Consider the following 19,983-nt stretch of genomic DNA (forward strand, 5'->3'; position numbering starts at 1 on the left):
ATGGTAAGAAAAAAAGGGTGTCAATCATGAAACGAGCTTTACTTTCGGCCGGCATTCTATTTTTGATTCTAGGGATACTTCTGTTAATCGTTGTATTTATGCAATCAAAAGAAGATTTCTTCATTGAAGCCGACAGCTTTTCAAGCACATTTTTGATCGTGGTTTATTATGGACAAACCCCTGCGCTCCTTCTGTTGGGAGGCGGATTATTCGTCGGACTTTCACAGATCATTGATTTGCAGGAAAAAAAAGCGGCAGCAGCAAAGGAGAGCGTAAAGCTTTTATCCGAAATGAAGAAAACCCTGGAAGAAAAATCGGCCAAGGAGCAGGAGGCTTTTCCAGTTCCTGAGCTCCATCAACTATCCGAACGTCCGATCACAGGACAGAAGGACTAATTTTACGCATGTTCTAGCAGCTTTCACTTGAAAGCTGTTTTTTTATTGAATCAGCTTATGGCGGTGGGCATACACAGCCGCTTGCGTTCGATCTTCCACATCAAGTTTGGAAAGAATGTTGGTAATATGGGTCTTCACCGTTTTAATTGTAATAAATAATTCCTCGGCAATGACCTTATTCGATTTCCCATCAGCAATCAGCTTCAAGATCTCCATTTCTCTTGCTGTTAATGAATCGTGAAGGATAGACCCATTTGATGAATGACGGAGTTTATTCATGACCTTTCCTGCCACTTTCGATTCAAGTCTTGGTTCGCCGATGCTTGCAGATCTGATGGCATCCGCAATTTCTCCTGCCTTGGATGTTTTTAATAAATAGCTTAAAGCACCCGCTTCAATCACAGGATAGACTTTATCATCGTCAATAAAGCTCGTCAGAACAATGATCTTGGCATCTTCAATTTCCTGACAAATTCTTTTCGTTGCTTCTATGCCATCCATCCCTTCCATGACGAGATCCATTAAAATCACATCTGGCCTTAATTCAACGGCTAGCTCTACACCTTTTTGTCCATCTGACGCTTCACCAATGACTTCAATATCAGCCTGCGCCTCTAAAAAGGCCGCAAGCCCCATTCTCACCATTTCGTGATCGTCGATTAAAAGCACTCGAATCATCGAACGTTCTCTCCTTTTCCTTCATCAAAAATGGGAACCTTCACATCAATTTGTGTGCCTTTTCCCTCAAATGACATAATCTCCGCGACACCGCCTACCTCACTTGTTCTTTCTCGAATCGATTCCAGTCCGTAGGAGGCCGTCTTCACATGGTCTGTTTGAAAGCCAATACCATTATCAATAATCTTTAGCTGCACTTGCCGGTTTCTTATGAGCAGACGCACTGTCACTTTTGTCGCCTTTGCATGCCTAAACACATTCGACAGTGCTTCTTGCACAATTCGGAAGAGGTGGTCCTCTACTCCTTTAGATAACGGAACATCATCTTCGATTTCCCAATCAATATCAATCGGCTGCTTTGCTTGAAATTCATTTAGCAGCTCAATTAAGCCTTTTTTCAGGTCTTTTCCTTCTAGAGTGATCGGTCTCAAATGAAGCAGAAGAGCACGCATCTCATTTTGTGCATCGCCAGACATTCGTTCGACAAGCTGCATTTGTTTTAAAATCTTTTCGTCCTTTTCCTTCATGCCTTCAAGAATAGCTGAGGTCATCATCGAAATCGCAAATAACTGCTGGCTGACCGCATCATGGAGCTCTCGTGCCAGCCGCTGACGCTCTTCTGAGACAACCGATTTCTTCATTTGAACCTGCCATTCAGCCCGTTCATTCGAAAGCTTTTGCAAAGAGGCTACTTGCCCTTCCACCCGCTTCGCCATTTCGTTTAATTGATCGGCGGCTAAGCCAATTTCATCATCGCCAAGCGACGGCAGTCTGTATGCAAAGTTTCCATTTTCGAACTTCAAAATCGACTCTACAAGCTGGTCGAGCCTCTTCTTATGCTGATAGCCAAATACACTCGCGGCAGAAACCCCAATCGCAAGACTAACGATGAGTAAAATACAAAAAAACGGTATGCCAAACCAGCGGGTAGAAAGCAGGATCATTGGATCAAGCTGATAATAAAAAAACATCAGCAGTGTCGTCATCGTTACAACACCGAGCGAGACGCCGACTCCAAGACGAACAGATTGCCACTGGATACCTAAATGCAATTTCCTCATAAGTATCTCACATCCACATCTCCGATCAGTAGAGAGATGGAGATTTTCACTTTTCGTTTGCTCTCATCATAATCGTTGGTCATCACATACACTTTACTGCCGAAGCCGCTTCTTTTTTCATCTATGATTTTCATATCACCAATCGCGGCGGAAGCACTCACACATACTTCAATATCCTGCGGTACGTAAATATCCACATCGCCGATCAGTCCGCTAATCACGATTGTGCTCTCTTCTTCTGCAATGATCGCCTTTGATAAATCGATTTTAACATCGCCAATAAAACCTGAAATCGTCAAATCACTTAATTGAAACGGCTTTTTCATCAGCCTGACTTCACCGATAAAAAAGTCATGCTCTTTGCGCGGCTTTGTCTGGCTTTTTGTTTTCTTCTGATCGCCCTCTTTTTCAAGATTGACTTTCAGTGAAGGCTTCCCATCGTCTGATGTTTCCTTTTTATCGACATCAAAAACAGGTTTATTTTTCAATAAGCGATAGCCGGCATAAATCAAAAAGGCCGCAAATAAGTACCCTGTTAAACTAAATGTAATATTGAGCAGAAATTTTAAGAAGAGAAAGCCGGCAAAAATATAGGAAACTGAACCGAGCCAACGTTTGGATCGTGAGTGCAGCCAATAACCCGCCAGCGCAAAAAACACAGGCCAAAACAGATCTGCTCCGATCCCAATAATTTTGAGAAATAAATTAATACCAAAAATCACAACAATGATGCCTAATATTTGATTCCTTGTAAAACGCAGTTGACTCGCCTCCTTCCTTTTCTTTCATTCATTACCGCAGCTTGAGGTTACCACTTGTCATTTCAATATCGACTAAATGTGTCCCTTTTCCCTGCGTACCTGTAAAGCCTCGACCTTCATTATCCACTTGATCAAAGTCATACGAGTGATCGACGCTTCCACTTGTTTTTTTCACCTGAACGTTGAAATCTCCGTCGTCTGGCAAATTAAATTTCGCGCTCCCTGATGTCATCTGAAAGGAGACAGGTGACTCAATTGTATCAAAACTTGCCGTCATTCGGCCGCTTGTCATGCCCAATTGCAGTTTGCCTTTGACATCATTAATATCGGCACGCCCTGAAGTTGCCCCAATATCACTATCCTTCGCATCGATATGCGACACTGCCATCCTGCCAGAGGTTGCTTTGATTTCTACATTTTTTGCTGAAAAATTCTCGGCTGTGAGGTTTCCACTCGTTGATTTGAGTATCACATCTTGAAGGGACAGCTTTCCTCCTCCGTCAATCTCACTGACGCCACTTCCACCTGTAATCTTCACATTTTTATGATAATCTGTTGGAATTTTAACTAAAAGCTCTCCTTTTTCAAATTGAGTGAAAAACAAGAAGCTTTTATTTTCAGCACGAATTTTGAAGGTACCACCTGTTTGCTCCGCATACATTTTCCCTTTTCCATTGACAGCAGTCACGGAAATATCGGAACGATTTTCAGGTTTTACCTTCACGCGAAACCCAGAAAGAGAAATATCTAATTGATCAATCTCCTCTGTTTTTGCTGAAGCTGTTGTCACTGGTTTTTCACGGGAAAAACTTAAATGAAAGAGACCTTCATTTTTGAAAAGCATGCCAATCATTAAAAAGATACCTACAAGTATACAAATTAGACCGATTAATCGCTTCATTCATACCATCCCTTTATCTTCTGACCTTTTCATTATAAGGAAAAGCGAAACAGAAAGAAATCAAATATCGGAAGAAAAAGCCTGCTTTTCTTCCGATGTGATCTCTATACGTTTGCTTGCTGCTGTTCAGGCTTTTTCTCAAGCTTCAGTTTCTGCCATTCTTTTTCAACCTCATCGGCATAGTCTAAATGAGCATATGCCCCTTGATCCGCAAATTGTGCATAGCTGCCTGCTTTTGTTTCCATTTCTTCAATACGGTTCTCCATTCGAAGAAATTCTTTATATGCACTTTCACTGTCTACTTTATTGATGGAATCATTCATATGCTGCTTTGCCTGTGCGGCATTGGCTCTTGCAATCAGTGCCTGTTTCTTGTCTTTTATATCACGCAGCTTCGTTTCTAAGTGCTGTAATTGCTCTTTCAGCTCTTTCAATTGTTTCACAGACTGCTGGTACGCTTCCTGATATTCGTTGTGCTTTTCTTCAAAATACTTCATTTCTGTGAGCGCTTTTCGTGCAAGCTCCTCTTCTCCCGCATGATATGCCATCTCTGCCTGTTTCTTTCGCTTTTCAGCAAATGCTTCCGTCTCTTCTGCTTTTCGCAGGAAGCCTTGCTGAATCGTTTGCTGTTTGATGATGGCATGTTTCGCTTTCGCAACATCATCCTCCATATCACGAACGTATTGATTCAGCATGACACGCGGATTCTCCAATTTATCTAACCCTTCATTGACAGTTGCAACAAACATATCTCTTACTCTTCTTAATACCATTTGATGTTCCTCCTTTTATTTTTTCTTTAAAAAGTCTTCCCATTCTTGATCAAATGACGTGTGAATCGGTTCTTCCGTATTGGGTGCCGTGTTTGGCTCCATATAGGCTCTGCTTGATGATTTTTTGGTAGATTCACCATTAATCATCGACCAGCCAAAATAAAGAAGTACCCCTGCAAATGCGATGCCGAGTAAAAACGGCAGGAATTGCACGACGATCAGTACACCAATGACTGCTAGAATGATCCCTGAGGTTTTACTGCCTTTTTCATATTTTTTAACACCTACATAGATGAGCCATGCCCCAATCAAAACCGGAATCAGTCCACCTAATGAACCACCAAAGAAGATGGATAAACCGACAAACAATAAAATTGAACCGATAATGGTTTTACTTGTTATTTTCATCTTCATGCCTCCTTTCTTGCTCCTTGCTTTAACTATAGTCAAAAAAGAAAGCCGGCAAAACGTGTTACAGATTGATCTTTGATTGCGACTAGAGTCGTAACAATGCTCAGACTGAACGGTTGAATCAAACAAAAAGCACTCTTCGAAAAGAAGAGTGTTGTTAAACGTATGGTAGAATCACAGAATAAGTTGTATCTAAATCAAGTAAGAGGCAGGTGTCGTATATTGATAAATAGAGATCAACTAGCTGATCTATTTGCTAGTCATCCTTTTCACATAAAAGAAATCTATCGTTTAGTCATCCAGCCCCATAGTACATTAAGGGAGTTTAAGACAGAAAGTGCTTGCTTTCTTTTCAGTATTCGCGGGGAAGCTAGGCTGAATGTTAATGGAAAGAGCTACGATTTGCAGCCAGGGTCCGTCATCCATGTAACACCAGGATGCCAGCTTGCCCTGCAGGTGATCAGTCAATCAGAATACGAGTACCATTCACTTTTCTATCATTTGAATTGTGATAAAGAATCTGACTGTGACACTGTTTTCAAGCTGGAAACGGGAGCAAATCCGAGAATCATTGAATTACTCACCATGCTCCATCAGAATGTCCATACACCTGGCGGAATGGGGAAACTTCGAGTCAAAGAATTATTTTTACGCATCCTATATCAAATACTAATGGGCTGTAAGCAGGAAGAGAGCTCTCCTCATGAAAGGGTCATTGAGGAAGCCATCGCTTATATTAGAGGACAATATATGATTCCATTAACACTTCAGGATCTCGCTGAACTGTTCGATATGAATCCTAAAAGCTTCTCATACTTTTTCCATAAATATACCGGACTTCACCCAATTGACTATGTCATCCAGTATCGTATGGAAAGAGCGCTTGAAATACTAAAGGCAGGCAATATTTCGATTCGTGACGTTGCTATGACTGTCGGCTATCCCAATCCGCTATATTTTAGCAGACTATTTAAAAAGAAATTCGGAGTGCCGCCTAGCGCATATATCGCTAAATAAATCTGTCGTATTTCTTCTCAAAACGATAGACGCCAGCCTCATTCCTTAAAGGAATTCCACAGCTCTCTATGAAATAACCAGCCTAACTGCCTCATAAATTGAAGTCGATCAAGATCATCGCTCTTCTGTAAGTCCAGATTAGATAATAATGCATATGATATTCGCTATTTGTGTATTCGCATTTCACGAGGTCCTTGCTATACTATTCAATGATAATGATTATCAATATCGATTATTACTGACTAATAATCAGCAACGACTGGGAGGCAGATGATGTGAACAAAAAAAGGCAGCTTTGTATCGGATTGTCCTTGTCAGCGACCTGGTTGAAGGGAAAAAGCTGGCAGCATCCGAGCAGCATGGTAGAACACTTATTTTCAACCAACTTTTACGTTGAGCTTGCAAAGAGAGCAGAGATGGCCAAGCTTGACTTTCTTTTTAAGCCGGATGCACTGACACTCCACATAGAGTCATTGAATCACTCCCCTGGCTTTGGCGGTCTTGATCCAACGGTTTTGCTTGCTTCGATTGCTCATGAGACGGATCGAATCGGACTTGTTTCAACCGCCTCGACTACGTTCAATCCTCCCTATGTAGTGGCGAGACAGCTCCAGTCCTTGCACTCGATCAGCAATGGGCGTGCCGGGTGGAATATTGTCACTTCTATCGACGGGGCCGATAATTTTAGCCATTCACCTATGCCATCATCAGAAGAACGATATAAGAAGGCGATGGAATTTACCGATGTTGTACGCAAGCTTTGGGAGAGCTATCCAAATGAGGCCCTGCTCATCAATCGAACGACAGGACAGTTTGCTGACAAGGAGAGAATTTCTTCTATTCAACATGAGGGTCATTTCTTTCAAATTAAGGGGCCGCTTAATGTGCCGGCTCATCCGTCAGGAACTATTCCTTTGTTTCAAGCAGGTGCTTCGGAAACGGGGCGGGATTTTGCCGCTTCAAATGCAGATGCGATGTTTGCAGCAACCCCTGATATGGCCTCAGGCATTGAATTACGGAAAGACATGAGGAGAAGAGCATGCAAGCATGGCCGCCAGCCGGATGAGATCCGTGTGCTGCCTGGCTTGTACTTTTTTATAGGAAAAACACGTGATGAGGCGCATGAAATGTATCGAGAGGCTCATTCCCATTTAAGCACTGCACAAGGTTATGCAGCGATACAATCGATTCTAGGTCTCGATATTCGTCACCTTCCCTTAGATCAACCCGTTCCTGCAGATATGCTGCAAGGATTGGATGAGCAGGTACGCAGTCAGACTCATGCTGATTTGCTGCGCAGGTTGATTGTACAAACGCAGCCTACCGTAAGAGAACTACTCTCCAGACCAGAGGTCATTGGATCGGCACACTGGGTCATCGTGGGAACAGCTGAGGATGCACAGAGAGAAATAACCAGATGGTTTGAAGCAGGCGCTTTAGACGGTTTCATTGCTCTTCCGGGCTCAGTACAATCACTAGAATTATTTTTTGACGAATTGGTCCCCTTACTCGTCCAACATGGCTTATTTAGAAGTGAATATATAGGATCCACCTTACGTGAGCATCTGGGGATGAAATAAAGCACGACTACAATAGACAGTTTGAGAGGAGTTTTGAAAAGATGAATAAGAAATTAATGATCATCGGCTTCATTTCCTTATTGATGCTGATCATGGCGGCATGCGGCGGAGGAGACAAGCCTAAGCAATCAACTACAGCCTCCGGAAGCAAAAATGCCGGAATTGAAAATTCAGGTGATGCTGCTACGAAAACAATAGAGTATCTTGGGAAAAAGTATACCATCCCGAAAAAAGCCGAAAAAATCGTCATTACTGGGGCAATGGAAGCGATGGAAGATGCCGTTGTACTTGATGTTCATCCGGCAGGGGCAATATCAGTAGGAGGAAAGTTTCCGAAAATATTTGCTTCAATCACAAGCGATTCCGAATCAATCGGTGAAAAACAGCAGCCAAATTTTGAGAAAATATTAAGTTTGAAGCCTGATGTTATTTTAGGCTCCTCTAAATTTCAACAAGTCGTACTGAACAAGTTAGAGAAAATTGCGCCGACCATTCCAATCTCCCATATCGCGACAAATTGGGAGAATAATTTAGAGCTAATGGCCGAATTAACAGGAAAACAAACGAAAGCAGAGAAAATCCTCACTCAATACAAAACAGATGTCAAAGACGCAAAAGCTTCGTTAAAGGAAAAGCTCAAGGATAAAAAAGTAGCCATCATTCGCATTCGGGGAGCACAAGCCTTCGTATATCCAGAAGATGTGTATTTCAATCCTGTCTTGTATAACGAATTGGGTCTCGCCGTTCCTCAGCCGATTAGTTTGGCAAAGACACAAGAAGCAATCTCTGTCGAGCAGCTAGGAGAAATGAATCCGGATTATCTATTTGTACAATTTTCTACGGATGAAAATCAAGAGGCAAGCCAGGCATTTGATGACATGAAAAAGAATCCTGTTATTCGAAATATGACGGCCTTTAAAAAGGATCAGGTTTATATCAATGTGGTACATCCACTCCTTGAAGGAGGACCTGCTTATAGCCGCATCCAGTTTTTAGAAGCCTTGCAGCAGCAATTAGAAAATAAATGAGACTGCATGAATCAGCTATGAAATCATGACTATGGTCATTTTTAAAAATAAATGAAGCAAAAGAAGTGGGGAGAATTGTACGATGCAGGATATGGAAGTTTATGATGTAACCATTATTGGCGGCGGACCTGCTGGATTGTTTTCCGCCTTTTATAGTGGATTGCGTGAAATGAAAACGAAACTGATTGAATTCCAGCCTTTCCTTGGAGGAAAGGTTCATGTTTATCCAGAAAAGATGATCTGGGATATAGGAGGATTAACGCCAGTTCCAGGCTCGCAGCTGATTGAACAAATTGTTACTCAAGGACTGACCTTTGATCCAAAGGTCGTACTCGGAGAAAAGGTGACCACTATTTCTCAAGACGAAACAGGTCAATTTGTTCTCCACACCGCGTCCAATCAAAAACATTACTCCAAAACCGTCATTTTAGCTGTTGGAGGAGGTATCCTCAAGCCGATTAAATTGGATATTGAGGGGGCAGAACGATTTGAGGTTCAAAATTTGCATTATACGGTCAAATCCCTTGCACGTTTTAAAGATAAAACCGTGTTGATCTCAGGAGGTGGTAATTCAGCCATTGACTGGGCAAATGAGCTGGAGCCGATTGCCAAGCAAGTGTATTTAACCTACCGGAAAGATGCTTTAAAAGGTCATGAATCCGAAATATCAAGACTTAATAACAGCTCTGTCGAATGTCTGCTTCATACCTCGATTGAAAAGCTCATCGCAGCAGACGATCATGAGCGGATTGAAACGGTTGTTCTCAAAAATAATCAGGACGATACTTTATTTAAGCTAGCTATAGATGAAGTCATTATCAATCATGGATACGAACGAGACAAAGAATTACTTGCGAATAGTACCATTAAACTAGAGCAGAAGGATTACTGGATTGCAGGAACTCCACTGAGTGAGACGTCGGTCCGGGGCATTTATGCAGCAGGTGATATTTTGCATCATGAAGGAAAATTACATTTGATTGCTGGTGCTTTCCAGGATGCTGCGAATGCAGTAAACCAAGCGAAGCAATACGTAATGCCTGATGCAAGCGCTCGTGGAATGGTTTCTTCGCACAATGACATATTTATTCAAAAAAACAAAGAGCTGATGAAGCATTTGTATACGAAATAAAGTGTTCATTGCACAAGCAAGACTTGGAATCCCTTCTGTGCTTACAGAACGAAGACGTTTAGCACTCTTCTCATTCGAAGAGTGCTTTCCTTATTTAGAACGAAACACGTCGGCACTTCGTTCATATTCAACATCAGCTTCACCAAGCCGATGATTCACGATTCGGGCAGCAGCAAATAAATAATCGGATAGACGGTTTACATATGTGAGCGCAACGGTTGGAATCTCCTCCTGTTTCGCAAGCGTCACAATATGCCGCTCTGCTCTTCTAACGACTGTCCGCGCCACATGTAAAAGAGCAGCACCTTCCTGACCGCCCGGTAAAATAAACTTGGTGAGCGGCGCAGCTTCTTCTACATAGACATCCATTCTTTCCTCAAGGACTGCCACAGAGGCTTCTGTTAATTTGCCCTCTTTAGGTGGTTTCACTGCTGCCAAATCACCGCCGCAGTCAAACAGCTCATGCTGTATAACGATCAGCTCTGACAAAAGGTCCTGAAACAATTCGCCATGCTGCCGTAAATTTGCATGCGCAAGTCCAATGAAGCTATTCGCCTCATCTAATGTGCCGTAAGCTTCAACTCTCACGTCATCTTTATCGGCTCTTCCTCCGATCAAGCCTGTTTGTCCCTGATCCCCGGTTTTCGTATAAAGTTTCAACGGTATTCCCCCTTTTCTACTGCTTTGTCCTTTTAGTATAACCCGAACTAAATAGGATGTAGTTGTTTTACTAAAACATGGTGAATGAATGTCATTAATGAAACAGAAAAGTGAACCATTTGTCCATTATGAAGGCCAACCACCCCTTTTATTTCCTTATAAAATAATGATTGAAGATATAGTTTATAGTGTCTAAAATGTGATTAAGACAAAATGAAGGAGTATGGTATGAGTAAATTTAGTTTATTTAACAAGTTTATGGTACAAGAAGGCGAAAAAGAAAAAATGGTTGATATTCTGTTAGAAGCAGCAGAATCAATGAAGAATTTGGATGAATGTGAAATATATCTTGTGAATATTTCCGAGAATGAACCAAATTCTGTTTATGTTTATGAAGTGTGGGCAAACGAAGATGCCCATCAAGCATCTCTAGGTCATGAAGCTACCCAAACATTAATAAGTCGTGCGAAACCAATTATTACTGGTATTGATAGAATCAATACTTTAATAACACAAGGCGGAAAGGGCATTTCATCTAATTAGAATTCAACCGTCTTAGATATAAAATTAGAACTGGTTGTCATTGTGGCAGCTTTTTTTTCTTAAGAACAATTGTAATGACTACACATTTTAGATATGTGTAGTCATTACAATATCAACTGTTTTACTCAACTAACCTAAATATAACTGTACGTTCACTTTTGAATGACTTTCAACTTATGAAGAAGCCCATACACCTTTTGTCCTAATCTATCGTGTAGAAGGTCAACATCTTCCGTTTCCTGCGTATTGGGTGCAGCAATACAAAGATGATGGATTGGAATGCTTGTTTCTTGCTTTATGATGTGCATAAGCTGACCTATGAGCTGAACAGCTGCGCCGTCTGATAAAGATCGTTTCAGGATAAGCCAAATGTTCAACTTTTCCTGCTGAAGCATGCTGTAAAGGATCATATCGTCTTCGGCGTCTTCTGCAGCGTATTTCGCTAATCCTTTAGCTTGCTCGAAAAACAGCATATCTTCAGTTGGCTCTAACTGATGATGAAGCGTCTTCGTTCCCGTTCCAATCGACCTTTTCCAAAAGAACCCGCCGTTTTCCTTATGTGAGGTAAGGATGCGAAGAGGCTGATTAATGGAAAATGTCATTCCTTCTGAGCCATATGTCCTCCAGCCATCCGCTATGTTTACAATTGATGTTTTAGAAGGGGCGGAAGGTTCAACCACCAGCTGAGGGTTTGCCCTAATTGGATGCTGGAGCGGTGTCACATTTGTTTCATACACACGGTTGATTCGTTCGGTGGTCAAAACGTGATGCGGCAGTCCTAACATGTCAGTCTTTCCTTCATGAAGCAGCAGCAGCCGATCACAATATAAACTAGCAATGTTCACATCATGGAATACGCCAATGACCGTTAACCTAGAGGAAGTCGTTTCTTCTTTAATTAAATCAAGCAAATCTTTTTGATAGGCTAAGTCAAGGAAGCTGGTTGGTTCATCCAGCAATAAATATTCAGGCTGCTGCGCCAATGCCTGTGCCAAATACACACGCTGCTGTTCACCGCCACTTAACTCATGGATGGGTTGATCCTTAAACTGTGCAACACCCGTTTGTTCCATTACTTTTCTGACTACCTGCACATCTTCTTGCGTGGCAGATTGCAGCCACCCTTTTTGATATGGATAACGGCCGAATTGGACGGTTTCTTCCACCGTAAATGAAAAAACTTGATCCGTTTTCTGCGGCAGAACTGCCATCTTTTGCGCAAGCGCCTTTGGCTGATAGGATTGAACAAGGTGACTGCCGAGGCGCACTTCACCGCTCTCAGGGGCTAAAATTCCTGCCATCATTTTAAGCAGGGTCGTCTTCCCGCTCCCGTTTGGGCCGAGTATACCGAGAAATTCTCCTTGCTTTACTTCAAGGCTAATGCCACGAATGATCTCTTTCTCTCCATAGCCACCTCTGATTTCCTTCACTTGAATCATACGTGCGTCCCCCCTCTATATTGACGAATGAGGATGATGCCAAATACAGGTGCACCAATTAACGCAGTAATGATGCCAATCGGTAATTCAGTCGGCTCAATGATGGTACGGGATAACACATCTGCTAATACGAGAAAGGAAGCACCGTTCAACATAGACAAAGGCAGCAGATGCCGATGATCCGTGATAGTTAAGAGGCGGATAAAATGCGGAATCACAAGTCCTACAAAACCGATCGTCCCTGATACCGCTACTGCACTTCCGGTCAGAATCGAGCCCGCCAGCAGCACAATATATTTGCTCCTTTTCACATGGACACCTAATAGCTTTGCCTTCTCCTCGCCATATGTCATGACATTCAAATCTCGCCCCATCAACATTAACGTAAAGGTCCCAATAAGAAAGAAAGGAAGAAAAAGCGCAATATAACGCCAGCCTCTCATGGACACACTGCCAAGCAGCCAATGAATGATCTCTTTTAGATCATCACCTGTTAAAGCAATCATCAATGAAATGAGCGCACCCAAAAAAGAGCTAAAAATCACTCCTGTTAAAATTAAAGAAGAAATGCTCATCCCCCGATGAACAAGACGCGCAAAAAAGAGAACGAGACACAGGGTCACAAGCGCCGTTGTCATACTGAATAATGGCAATGTGAAACTGCCAACAAGCGGGAGCTGCAAGCTAAAAAACAGAGTCGCTACGGCTCCAACTGATGCCCCTTGAGATACCCCCAGCGTATAAGGGTCAGCGAGAGGATTTTTTAATAAACCTTGAAAAGCTGCACCAGATAACGCCAGTGCTGCTCCGACTAATGCCGCTAATATGACTCTTGGCAGCCGAATGTTCATCATAATATTGCGATCGATGGAATCAATGGTTCCAAACTGTATTCCGAATAGTTCATGAATAAATATACGAAGAATAGAAGGAATGGGAATCCCTAAGCTTCCAAAGGAGATTCCCATTCCAATGCTCATCACAAGAAGTAAAGCACTTAGTGTATATGCGATGATCAATTTATTTGAACGTGTCAGGATAGACGCTTTTCGCAAGAGCCTCGACTCCTTCAACCAATCGCGGTCCCGGTCTTGATGCGAGATCCGTATTCAATTGAAAGACTTGTTTTTCTTTCACTGCTTTCATTGCATTCCAGCCGTCTCTTTTTTTCAAATCAGCTAAGCTGGAACCATCAATTGTCACAATGACATCAGGATTTCGTTTGATGATCGATTCTTCTGTCATTTGCACCCAGCCAGTTTGATCGCCAGCAGCATTTTTGGCATGGATAACAGAAAGCATTTCATCCATAAATGTATTTTTACCAGTTGTATAGATTTCAGGCGCACCTGACACTTCGACAAAGACAGTTTTTTGTTTGTCTTTTGAAATCGTCTCTGCTTGTTTCTTGATGTCATTCAATTTTGTTTTCATCTCGTCTACAAGTTTTGTTGATGCTTCTTTCACGCCAGCTGCTTCACCGATCATATCGATTGATTTGTACACATCCTTAAAGGAGGTTGCATCATTTACAGTCAGAACTTTTATCCCTGCATCTTCAAGCTGTTTAAATCCTTCTTTTGATCCCATTTGAGATGCATGTGCTAACACAAGATCTGGCTTTAATGAAATGACCTTCTCGACATTGAATTCAAGTCCGCCAATCTTCTCTACCTTTTCGACTTCCTTTGGATAATTATCAAAGTCTGATCGTCCAACCATTTTATCTCCAAGGCCGAGTGCATAGGCAACTTCTGTATTACTTGGAATTAACGAAACAATTCGTTTAGGCTGTTCTTTGATTTCGACCGTTTTTCCAGCTGCATCTTTAATCGATACTGGAAATGCCGCAGTGGCCGTTTCTTTATTTTGTGACCCTGTTGCTTTATGATCTGTCTCAGCGCCTGCACATCCTGCTAAAACACCCATCACAAGCAATAACGATAGCCAAATAGCTGTTAACTTTTTCATGAGTGAACCCCCTGGTTTATGTACTGCTTAACGAAATCTCTTTCGTCAATTCTTTTCTAATTTCGGGAATATTATACTACAGTGCAGATAGGTTGTATATGTGATTTCTAAAAGCGTCTTTTCTGTTCATAAAACAAAAAAACAGCCTCTAAAAAGACTGTTTTTCACTCTTCTATTGATTGATTGGTTCTCCATTGATAACGACTTTCTGAAAATCAGGAGAAACTGCATGCTCTAAAGATAAGGGATACGCCACTTCATCTATGACACAATCTTTCATTTTAAAATGAGTAACAGGAGAATGTGCGTATGCTGCTATTTTCACACCATATCGTCCGCCGCTGCTTTTAAGTCCTTCTACTTCAATATGACGTACAACAGGACGATGCGGACCAGCATCTCCTTCCTCATACATCATGTCGATACAGATCACTTCATGCTTTAGACTTTTAACTGTATTATTTTTAAAATAAATATGTTCAATCGTACCGCCTCTGACAGAGTTGGTTTTAATACGCAGTGCCCGATCAAGGTTCGGACTGTCCATTACGTTATCTTCTGCATAAACATACTTTACCCCGCCAGAAATCTCGCTCCCGATCGTCACACCGCCGTGTCCATCCCGCATCTCATTTCTACGAATGACGATGTTTTCAGATGGAACCCCTATTCTCCGTCCATCCTCGTTTCTGCCCGATTTGATGGCAATACAATCATCTCCGTTATCAAAATAACAATCTTCGATGAGCACATTCCGGCAAGACTCCGGATTGACACCATCTGTGTTTGGTCCATGCCCAATGATTTTAACGCCGCGGACGATGACGTGACTACTTAATACAGGATGAATTTGCCACATTGGTGAATCCTTCACTGTCACTCCTTCGATTAGAACTTGCTGACATTGGTATGGCTGAATAAAGCTCGATCTTAAATAATGGCCTTCTCCAAACACCCTTTCTTCTACCGGTATTCTCTTTTCCGCCATTTCAAACAAAAGCTGACGATCCCGATCCTGAGAGGGCTGGCCATTTGTCCCATACTTCCAAGGCCACCAATGATGCTCATCCCCTCTGCCATCAAGCGTTCCGGCTCCAGTAATGGCGATATTTTCTGCATGGTGTGCATAAATGAGAGGTGAATAATTATAAAGCTCAACCCCTTCATATCTTGTCAGTACGAGAGGCAGATAATCCTTTGGGTCTTGACTGAATGTCACATAGGCATTCTCATGCAGATGAAGTTCTACATTGCTTTTCAATTCTAAAGCACCTGTCACAAACGTCCCTCTTGGGATCAGCACCCTTCCTCCTTTCAACCGATGTGCATCATCGATGGCAGACTGAATGGCATTTGTAGATAACTCTTTCCCTTCCGCATCTGCTCCATAATGAACCACATTCAATTCACGATCAGGGAACTGCGGCGCTATTATCTGCTTTAACACTTGATCGATCCCGTTTGCTTTTTTATCTTTCTTCCCTTGCTTTGCTAAACGAGCAATTCCGATTCCAGTTAGTACCGTTCCTGCTGTGATATACATCAAATCCCGTTTTTTAGACACTTTCTCATCCCCCAGTCGCCTTAAAGTGTGACACCTGTTTTGAAAATAGCCAGCTCTCTAAAATTGTTTTTTTCATGATTTAACAGCTTCCCACTCGCCACATCAATAACCGTTGAAATGAATTTTTCTAACACGACATCTTCCGGTACATCTTCAAGCAGTTCTCCGGCATTAAAGTCAATCCAGTGCTTTTTTGTTTCATATAAAGCTGTGTTGGTCGATATCTTCATTGTTGGCACAAACGTACCAAATGGTGTCCCCCTGCCTGTTGTAAAAAGCACCATTTGACAACCGGAAGCAGCAAGAGCAGATGAAGCAACCAAATCATTACCAGGTGCACTTAATAAGTTCAATCCCTTTTGTTTTAGCAGCTCTCCATATTTCAATACATCTTTAATATCAGAAGTACCTGCTTTTTGCGTACAGCCAAGAGACTTATCCTCTAATGTCGAAATTCCACCAGCTTTATTTCCCGGGGAAGGATTTTCATATACCGGCTGTCGATGATCCAAGAAGTATTGTTTAAAGTCATTGATCATTTGCACAATATTGTCGAAAGTCGCTTCTGATGCTGCTCTCTCCATTAAAATCGTTTCAGCACCAAACATTTCGGGCACTTCTGTCAGCACCGTCGTTCCACCTTGCGCGACAATAAAATCGGACAGTCTGCCTAAAAGCGGATTTGCAGTAATACCGGAAAATCCATCTGATCCTCCACACTTCAAGCCAATTTTCAGCTCAGATAACGGAATATCTTCACGATGATCTTCTTTCGCCGCATCATAAATTTCCTTGAGTAAAGCGACTCCCGTCTCAATCTCATCTCCTACTTCTTGGCTTCTTAAAAATTTCACTCTCGTACGGTCATATTCACCTAATGTGGACTGAAAATCCTCAATGTCATTGTTTTCACACCCAAGTCCAAGAACAAGTACTCCTCCAGCGTTAGGGTGCTTCACCGCATTTTGTAAAATGGTTTTCGTATTTTCATGATCGTCCCCAAGCTGTGAGCATCCATAATTGTGCTTTAATACGAGGGCTGTTTCAAAAGGATGGATGTTTCCACCCATTTCAGCGGTGAATATTTGGATCATTTGATCGGCGATGCCATTCACGCATCCAACGGTGGGAACAATCCAAAGCTCATTGCGGATTCCGCTTTCACCATTTTTTCGTTTATATCCTTTAAATGTAAGATTCGTTTTTTTATAGGGGTTTTCTGATAATGAAGGCTGGTATTCGTATTCTAGCTTGCCAGATAGATTGGTTTTAATATTATGCGTATGCACCCATTCTCCAGCAGAAATGGCAGTCACTGCATGACCAATGGGATAGCCATATTTGATAATATTCTCTCTTTGCTTGATATCAGCCAATGCAAACTTATGACCTTTGCCAACGGTCTCTTTTAAGATAATCGTATGTCCTTGATGCTGCAGCTCTTCCCCTTGTTCCAATCCTTTTAAAGCAATACCGACATTATCTGAAGGGTGGATTACAATAAAGTCTTTCATGCCTTCTCCCCCTGATTTTCATATTGATGACGCATCATTCGGTGAACAGCCGCTCTCATCCCGTACTTCTGTATGAGGGTAAGCTGATCAGCTACAGCTTGACTCAATCCTTTTACATCCGTTAAATCTCTGCCCCATAATGATTCGTATGAAAGGATCCTCGCTGCAACCGTTTCATTGGAACGGTTTTCCCATGCGTCCTTCATGAGCGTGAGCACAGTTTCATCATCCTTTACCCTTCCTGCATATGCTCTGTAGAAATAAATGAGACTGCTAAGTGAAAACACAAGTTTCATTGGCAGCTGTTTCTTTTGCTCGACATAATCAAGCAATGACGGAAGATTACGGGTTCGGAATTTGGATACCCCATTCAGTGCAATATCCAGCAATTGATGCTTTACAAATGGATTGCAAAAACGATCCCAAACGGATTGTGTATAAAGAAGAAGCTCATCTTGAGGAAGTTCAAGTCCTGGAAGTACTTCCTCCTCCAGCATACGCCGGATGAACGGACCAACATGCTCATCATCCACAGCTTCTTTTACAGTTTCTATACCGCATGAGTAAGCAATCGGCACCATCGCTGTATGTGCACCATTTAAAATTCGTACCTTGCTCATACGATAAGGCGAAATATCCTCTACAAAAAGAACATTTAACCCTGCTTCTTGAAAGGGGAGCTCCTTTTGTACGAAGGCAGGTGCTTCAATGACAAAAAGATGATAATATTCTGCCGTGACAAGCAATTCGTCAATATACCCTTCTTCCTTTTCTACGATTTCAGCCGCTTCCTTAGAGAATCCAGGGACAATCCGGTCCACAAGCGTATTACAAAACGTGTTGGCCTCTTTTATCCATGTCATAAACGCAGGCGACAATTCCCACTCAGCTGCCATACTGATCACATATTCCTTCAATCGATCACCATTTTGTTCAACCAATTCACAAGGTAGAATGATCAGACCTTTCCGCTCATCTCCAGCAAAAGCTTTAAACCGGTGATACAAGAACGCTGTCAGCTTTCCTGGAAAACTGGCTTGTGGCCGATCCTCCAAACGATCCTCCTTTTTGAGCACAAGTCCTGCCTCCGTCGTGTTTGAGAAGACAAAGCGGAGATCCGGGTTTTCCGCTACGTGTAAAAACTCCTCGTAATCCGTATACGTACTAATTCCTCTGCTAATCGATTGGATGATTATACGTTCATTCATTTCTTGCCGGTCATGATATCCCTGAATACATAATGTGTACAAGCCATCTTGTTCATTTAAGGCTGCCACTGATCCTTTTCGAGGAGGGACAACAACCGCTCTTCCTTTAAAATCTGTGCAGTCGTTCAGCTTCTGGATGTGCCAATTGATAAATCCTCGCATAAAATTTCCTTCACCAATCTGCAAAATCGTTTCCGGATACTCAGGTGCCGGGTAAATGGCTTTTGATAATCGTTTCAAATGGATTCCCCTCTCCAAGTAATATGCACACGTGAACATTTTTCTGAAAAGGTGCTGATTACTGCACCTTTTTAACTGAATCTCTGATCATCAGCTCTGTGTGAACATACACTTTTTCCATATGATCTTCTTCTTGCTCTTCACCGTTTATTACTGAAAGGATAGCTTCTGCTCCAAGTGCACACATTTTTTCAATCGGCTTTTTCACCGTTGTCAATGCAGGTGTGGTATAGGATGAAAATGCAATATCATCAAAACCGATAATAGAAATATCATTTGGACACGTTTTGCCTTTTGCAAATAAAGCATTCATTGCACCGATCGCCATGTCATCATTTGAGCAAAAGAGCGCTGTTGGCGGTTCATCAAGGGCCAGCAGCGATTCCATTGATTCATAGCCGCTTTTCATGTGATAATCGCCTTTCATCATATATTCTTTCTTCATAGGCATTTGGTGATCAATTAACGCTTGCAGGAAACCAGCTGTTCTTTCTTGAGTTGATTTAAAGCCTTCTTTCCCTTCAATGATGGCGATTTGTTCATGACCTTGCTGAATGAAATGGTGTGCAGCCTGGTAAGCTCCTTGACTATCATCTGCTAATATATTCATGACTTCATGACTTTCTACACGGCGATTCAGCACAATGATGGGAATGCCCTGTTTCTTCACATGATGGATAAACGCCTCATCGTGCTCGCTTTGACTCATGAGCAAAATGCCATCATAGCGTTGTTTATGAATGGTTGTATAATCGTGAAAGTCATCAATTCCTCTGACAAAGAGATTATAATACTCTGTCATGACGCTATTGACACCTTTTAACGCATCCACAAAGAAGCTTGAAGATGTACCCTCTGTTAAACTCGTAAAAAACAGACCGATTGTAAATGATTTTTGTGATACAAGGCCTCTCGCATGGACATTCGGTGAATAATTCAGCTGTTTTGCAATCGACAAAATCTTTTGTTTTGTCTTCTCTTTAATAAAAGGACTGTTATTCAAAGCCCTTGATACCGTGGTATGAGAGACGTTTGCCAATTTTGCTATGTCTTTAATTGTGACTGTCATGCTATTCCGCCTTTTATGATTTTTTACCATCTTATCAT

Annotated in this window: 20 protein-coding genes; 6 read left to right on the top strand and 14 right to left on the bottom strand. The window is 42.0% G+C overall.

Going from position 1 to position 19,983, the window contains the following annotated elements; translation table 11 throughout:
• The first annotated feature begins 26 nt into the window (after nucleotides 1-26).
• Entirely contained in the window at nucleotides 27-395 is a 369-nt protein-coding gene (locus ACN6NB_RS15230; protein ID WP_039181321.1) for a hypothetical protein, read from the top strand.
• A 42-nt stretch (nucleotides 396-437) separates the two neighbouring features.
• Here ACN6NB_RS15230 and liaR read toward each other — a convergent pair whose 3' ends face one another.
• The 6 genes from liaR to ACN6NB_RS15260 all read right to left on the bottom strand — a co-directional run bounded on the left by liaR (nucleotide 438) and on the right by ACN6NB_RS15260 (nucleotide 4,977).
• Nucleotides 438-1,073 (bottom strand): two-component system response regulator LiaR, encoded by a 636-nt coding sequence (gene liaR / locus ACN6NB_RS15235; RefSeq protein WP_024426015.1) that lies wholly within the window; start codon nucleotides 1,071-1,073, stop codon nucleotides 438-440.
• On the bottom strand, nucleotides 1,070-2,134 hold the full coding sequence (gene liaS / locus ACN6NB_RS15240) for a two-component system sensor histidine kinase LiaS (RefSeq protein ID WP_474253417.1): 1,065 nt from the start codon (nucleotides 2,132-2,134) through the stop codon (nucleotides 1,070-1,072). The genes liaR and liaS overlap by 4 nt, the downstream gene beginning before the upstream one ends.
• Complete coding sequence (liaF, locus tag ACN6NB_RS15245) at nucleotides 2,131-2,895, bottom strand: cell wall-active antibiotics response protein LiaF (protein ID WP_039183309.1); 765 nt, start codon at nucleotides 2,893-2,895, stop codon at nucleotides 2,131-2,133. Before liaF ends, liaS begins: the two co-directional genes overlap by 4 nt.
• Before the next feature lie 31 nt (nucleotides 2,896-2,926).
• On the bottom strand, nucleotides 2,927-3,796 hold the full coding sequence (gene liaG / locus ACN6NB_RS15250) for a LiaG family protein (RefSeq protein ID WP_099663706.1): 870 nt from the start codon (nucleotides 3,794-3,796) through the stop codon (nucleotides 2,927-2,929).
• A 104-nt stretch (nucleotides 3,797-3,900) separates the two neighbouring features.
• Nucleotides 3,901-4,569 (bottom strand): stress responsive protein LiaH, encoded by a 669-nt coding sequence (liaH, locus tag ACN6NB_RS15255; protein WP_058838141.1) that lies wholly within the window; start codon nucleotides 4,567-4,569, stop codon nucleotides 3,901-3,903.
• A gap of 15 nt (nucleotides 4,570-4,584) precedes the next feature.
• A complete protein-coding gene (locus ACN6NB_RS15260) occupies nucleotides 4,585-4,977 on the bottom strand; it encodes a hypothetical protein (RefSeq protein ID WP_039181331.1) in 393 nt (130 codons plus the stop codon).
• Between the two features lie 225 nt (nucleotides 4,978-5,202).
• On the opposite strand from ACN6NB_RS15260, the gene ACN6NB_RS15265 reads away from it, so the two are divergent.
• From ACN6NB_RS15265 to ACN6NB_RS15280, 4 genes are all read left to right on the top strand, one after another.
• Complete coding sequence (locus ACN6NB_RS15265; protein ID WP_039183310.1) at nucleotides 5,203-5,997, top strand: AraC family transcriptional regulator; 795 nt, start codon at nucleotides 5,203-5,205, stop codon at nucleotides 5,995-5,997.
• A 275-nt stretch (nucleotides 5,998-6,272) separates the two neighbouring features.
• The gene (locus tag ACN6NB_RS15270; RefSeq protein ID WP_474253418.1) at nucleotides 6,273-7,577 is read left to right on the top strand and encodes an NtaA/DmoA family FMN-dependent monooxygenase; all 1,305 of its coding nucleotides are present in this window, start codon (nucleotides 6,273-6,275) and stop codon (nucleotides 7,575-7,577) included.
• Nucleotides 7,578-7,618: 41 nt separating this feature from the next.
• On the top strand, nucleotides 7,619-8,605 hold the full coding sequence (locus tag ACN6NB_RS15275) for an ABC transporter substrate-binding protein (RefSeq protein WP_474253419.1): 987 nt from the start codon (nucleotides 7,619-7,621) through the stop codon (nucleotides 8,603-8,605).
• Between the two features lie 82 nt (nucleotides 8,606-8,687).
• Nucleotides 8,688-9,737, top strand: a complete 1,050-nt coding sequence (locus ACN6NB_RS15280; protein ID WP_144491504.1) for an NAD(P)/FAD-dependent oxidoreductase — start codon at nucleotides 8,688-8,690, stop codon at nucleotides 9,735-9,737.
• Nucleotides 9,738-9,827: 90 nt separating this feature from the next.
• Here ACN6NB_RS15280 and ACN6NB_RS15285 read toward each other — a convergent pair whose 3' ends face one another.
• The gene (locus ACN6NB_RS15285) at nucleotides 9,828-10,397 is read right to left on the bottom strand and encodes a cob(I)yrinic acid a,c-diamide adenosyltransferase (protein ID WP_064498056.1); all 570 of its coding nucleotides are present in this window, start codon (nucleotides 10,395-10,397) and stop codon (nucleotides 9,828-9,830) included.
• A gap of 228 nt (nucleotides 10,398-10,625) precedes the next feature.
• On the opposite strand from ACN6NB_RS15285, the gene ACN6NB_RS15290 reads away from it, so the two are divergent.
• Nucleotides 10,626-10,940, top strand: coding sequence for a putative quinol monooxygenase (locus ACN6NB_RS15290; RefSeq protein WP_039181343.1), 315 nt, complete (start codon nucleotides 10,626-10,628; stop codon nucleotides 10,938-10,940).
• 152 nt (nucleotides 10,941-11,092) lie between these two features.
• Here ACN6NB_RS15290 and ACN6NB_RS15295 read toward each other — a convergent pair whose 3' ends face one another.
• The 7 genes from ACN6NB_RS15295 to ACN6NB_RS15325 all read right to left on the bottom strand — a co-directional run bounded on the left by ACN6NB_RS15295 (nucleotide 11,093) and on the right by ACN6NB_RS15325 (nucleotide 19,945).
• Nucleotides 11,093-12,379 carry a heme ABC transporter ATP-binding protein gene (locus ACN6NB_RS15295; protein WP_144491505.1) on the bottom strand — a complete coding sequence of 429 codons (1,287 nt, stop codon included), beginning with the start codon at nucleotides 12,377-12,379 and terminating at the stop codon, nucleotides 11,093-11,095.
• Nucleotides 12,376-13,434 (bottom strand): FecCD family ABC transporter permease, encoded by a 1,059-nt coding sequence (locus ACN6NB_RS15300; protein WP_064498054.1) that lies wholly within the window; start codon nucleotides 13,432-13,434, stop codon nucleotides 12,376-12,378. The genes ACN6NB_RS15295 and ACN6NB_RS15300 overlap by 4 nt, the downstream gene beginning before the upstream one ends.
• Nucleotides 13,400-14,350 carry an ABC transporter substrate-binding protein gene (locus tag ACN6NB_RS15305; RefSeq protein ID WP_039181350.1) on the bottom strand — a complete coding sequence of 317 codons (951 nt, stop codon included), beginning with the start codon at nucleotides 14,348-14,350 and terminating at the stop codon, nucleotides 13,400-13,402. Before ACN6NB_RS15305 ends, ACN6NB_RS15300 begins: the two co-directional genes overlap by 35 nt.
• Before the next feature lie 172 nt (nucleotides 14,351-14,522).
• On the bottom strand, nucleotides 14,523-15,914 hold the full coding sequence (locus tag ACN6NB_RS15310; RefSeq protein ID WP_474253420.1) for a glycoside hydrolase family 28 protein: 1,392 nt from the start codon (nucleotides 15,912-15,914) through the stop codon (nucleotides 14,523-14,525).
• A gap of 20 nt (nucleotides 15,915-15,934) precedes the next feature.
• Nucleotides 15,935-17,428: a UxaA family hydrolase gene (locus ACN6NB_RS15315; protein ID WP_474253421.1), complete on the bottom strand. Its 1,494-nt coding sequence runs from the start codon at nucleotides 17,426-17,428 to the stop codon at nucleotides 15,935-15,937.
• Nucleotides 17,425-18,876: a tagaturonate reductase gene (locus ACN6NB_RS15320; protein ID WP_059375030.1), complete on the bottom strand. Its 1,452-nt coding sequence runs from the start codon at nucleotides 18,874-18,876 to the stop codon at nucleotides 17,425-17,427. The genes ACN6NB_RS15315 and ACN6NB_RS15320 overlap by 4 nt, the downstream gene beginning before the upstream one ends.
• Nucleotides 18,877-18,934: 58 nt before the next feature.
• Complete coding sequence (locus ACN6NB_RS15325) at nucleotides 18,935-19,945, bottom strand: LacI family DNA-binding transcriptional regulator (protein WP_059375033.1); 1,011 nt, start codon at nucleotides 19,943-19,945, stop codon at nucleotides 18,935-18,937.
• Between the last annotated feature and the right edge of the window lie 38 nt (nucleotides 19,946-19,983).

Source organism: Bacillus sp. 11B20 (assembly GCF_056098985.1).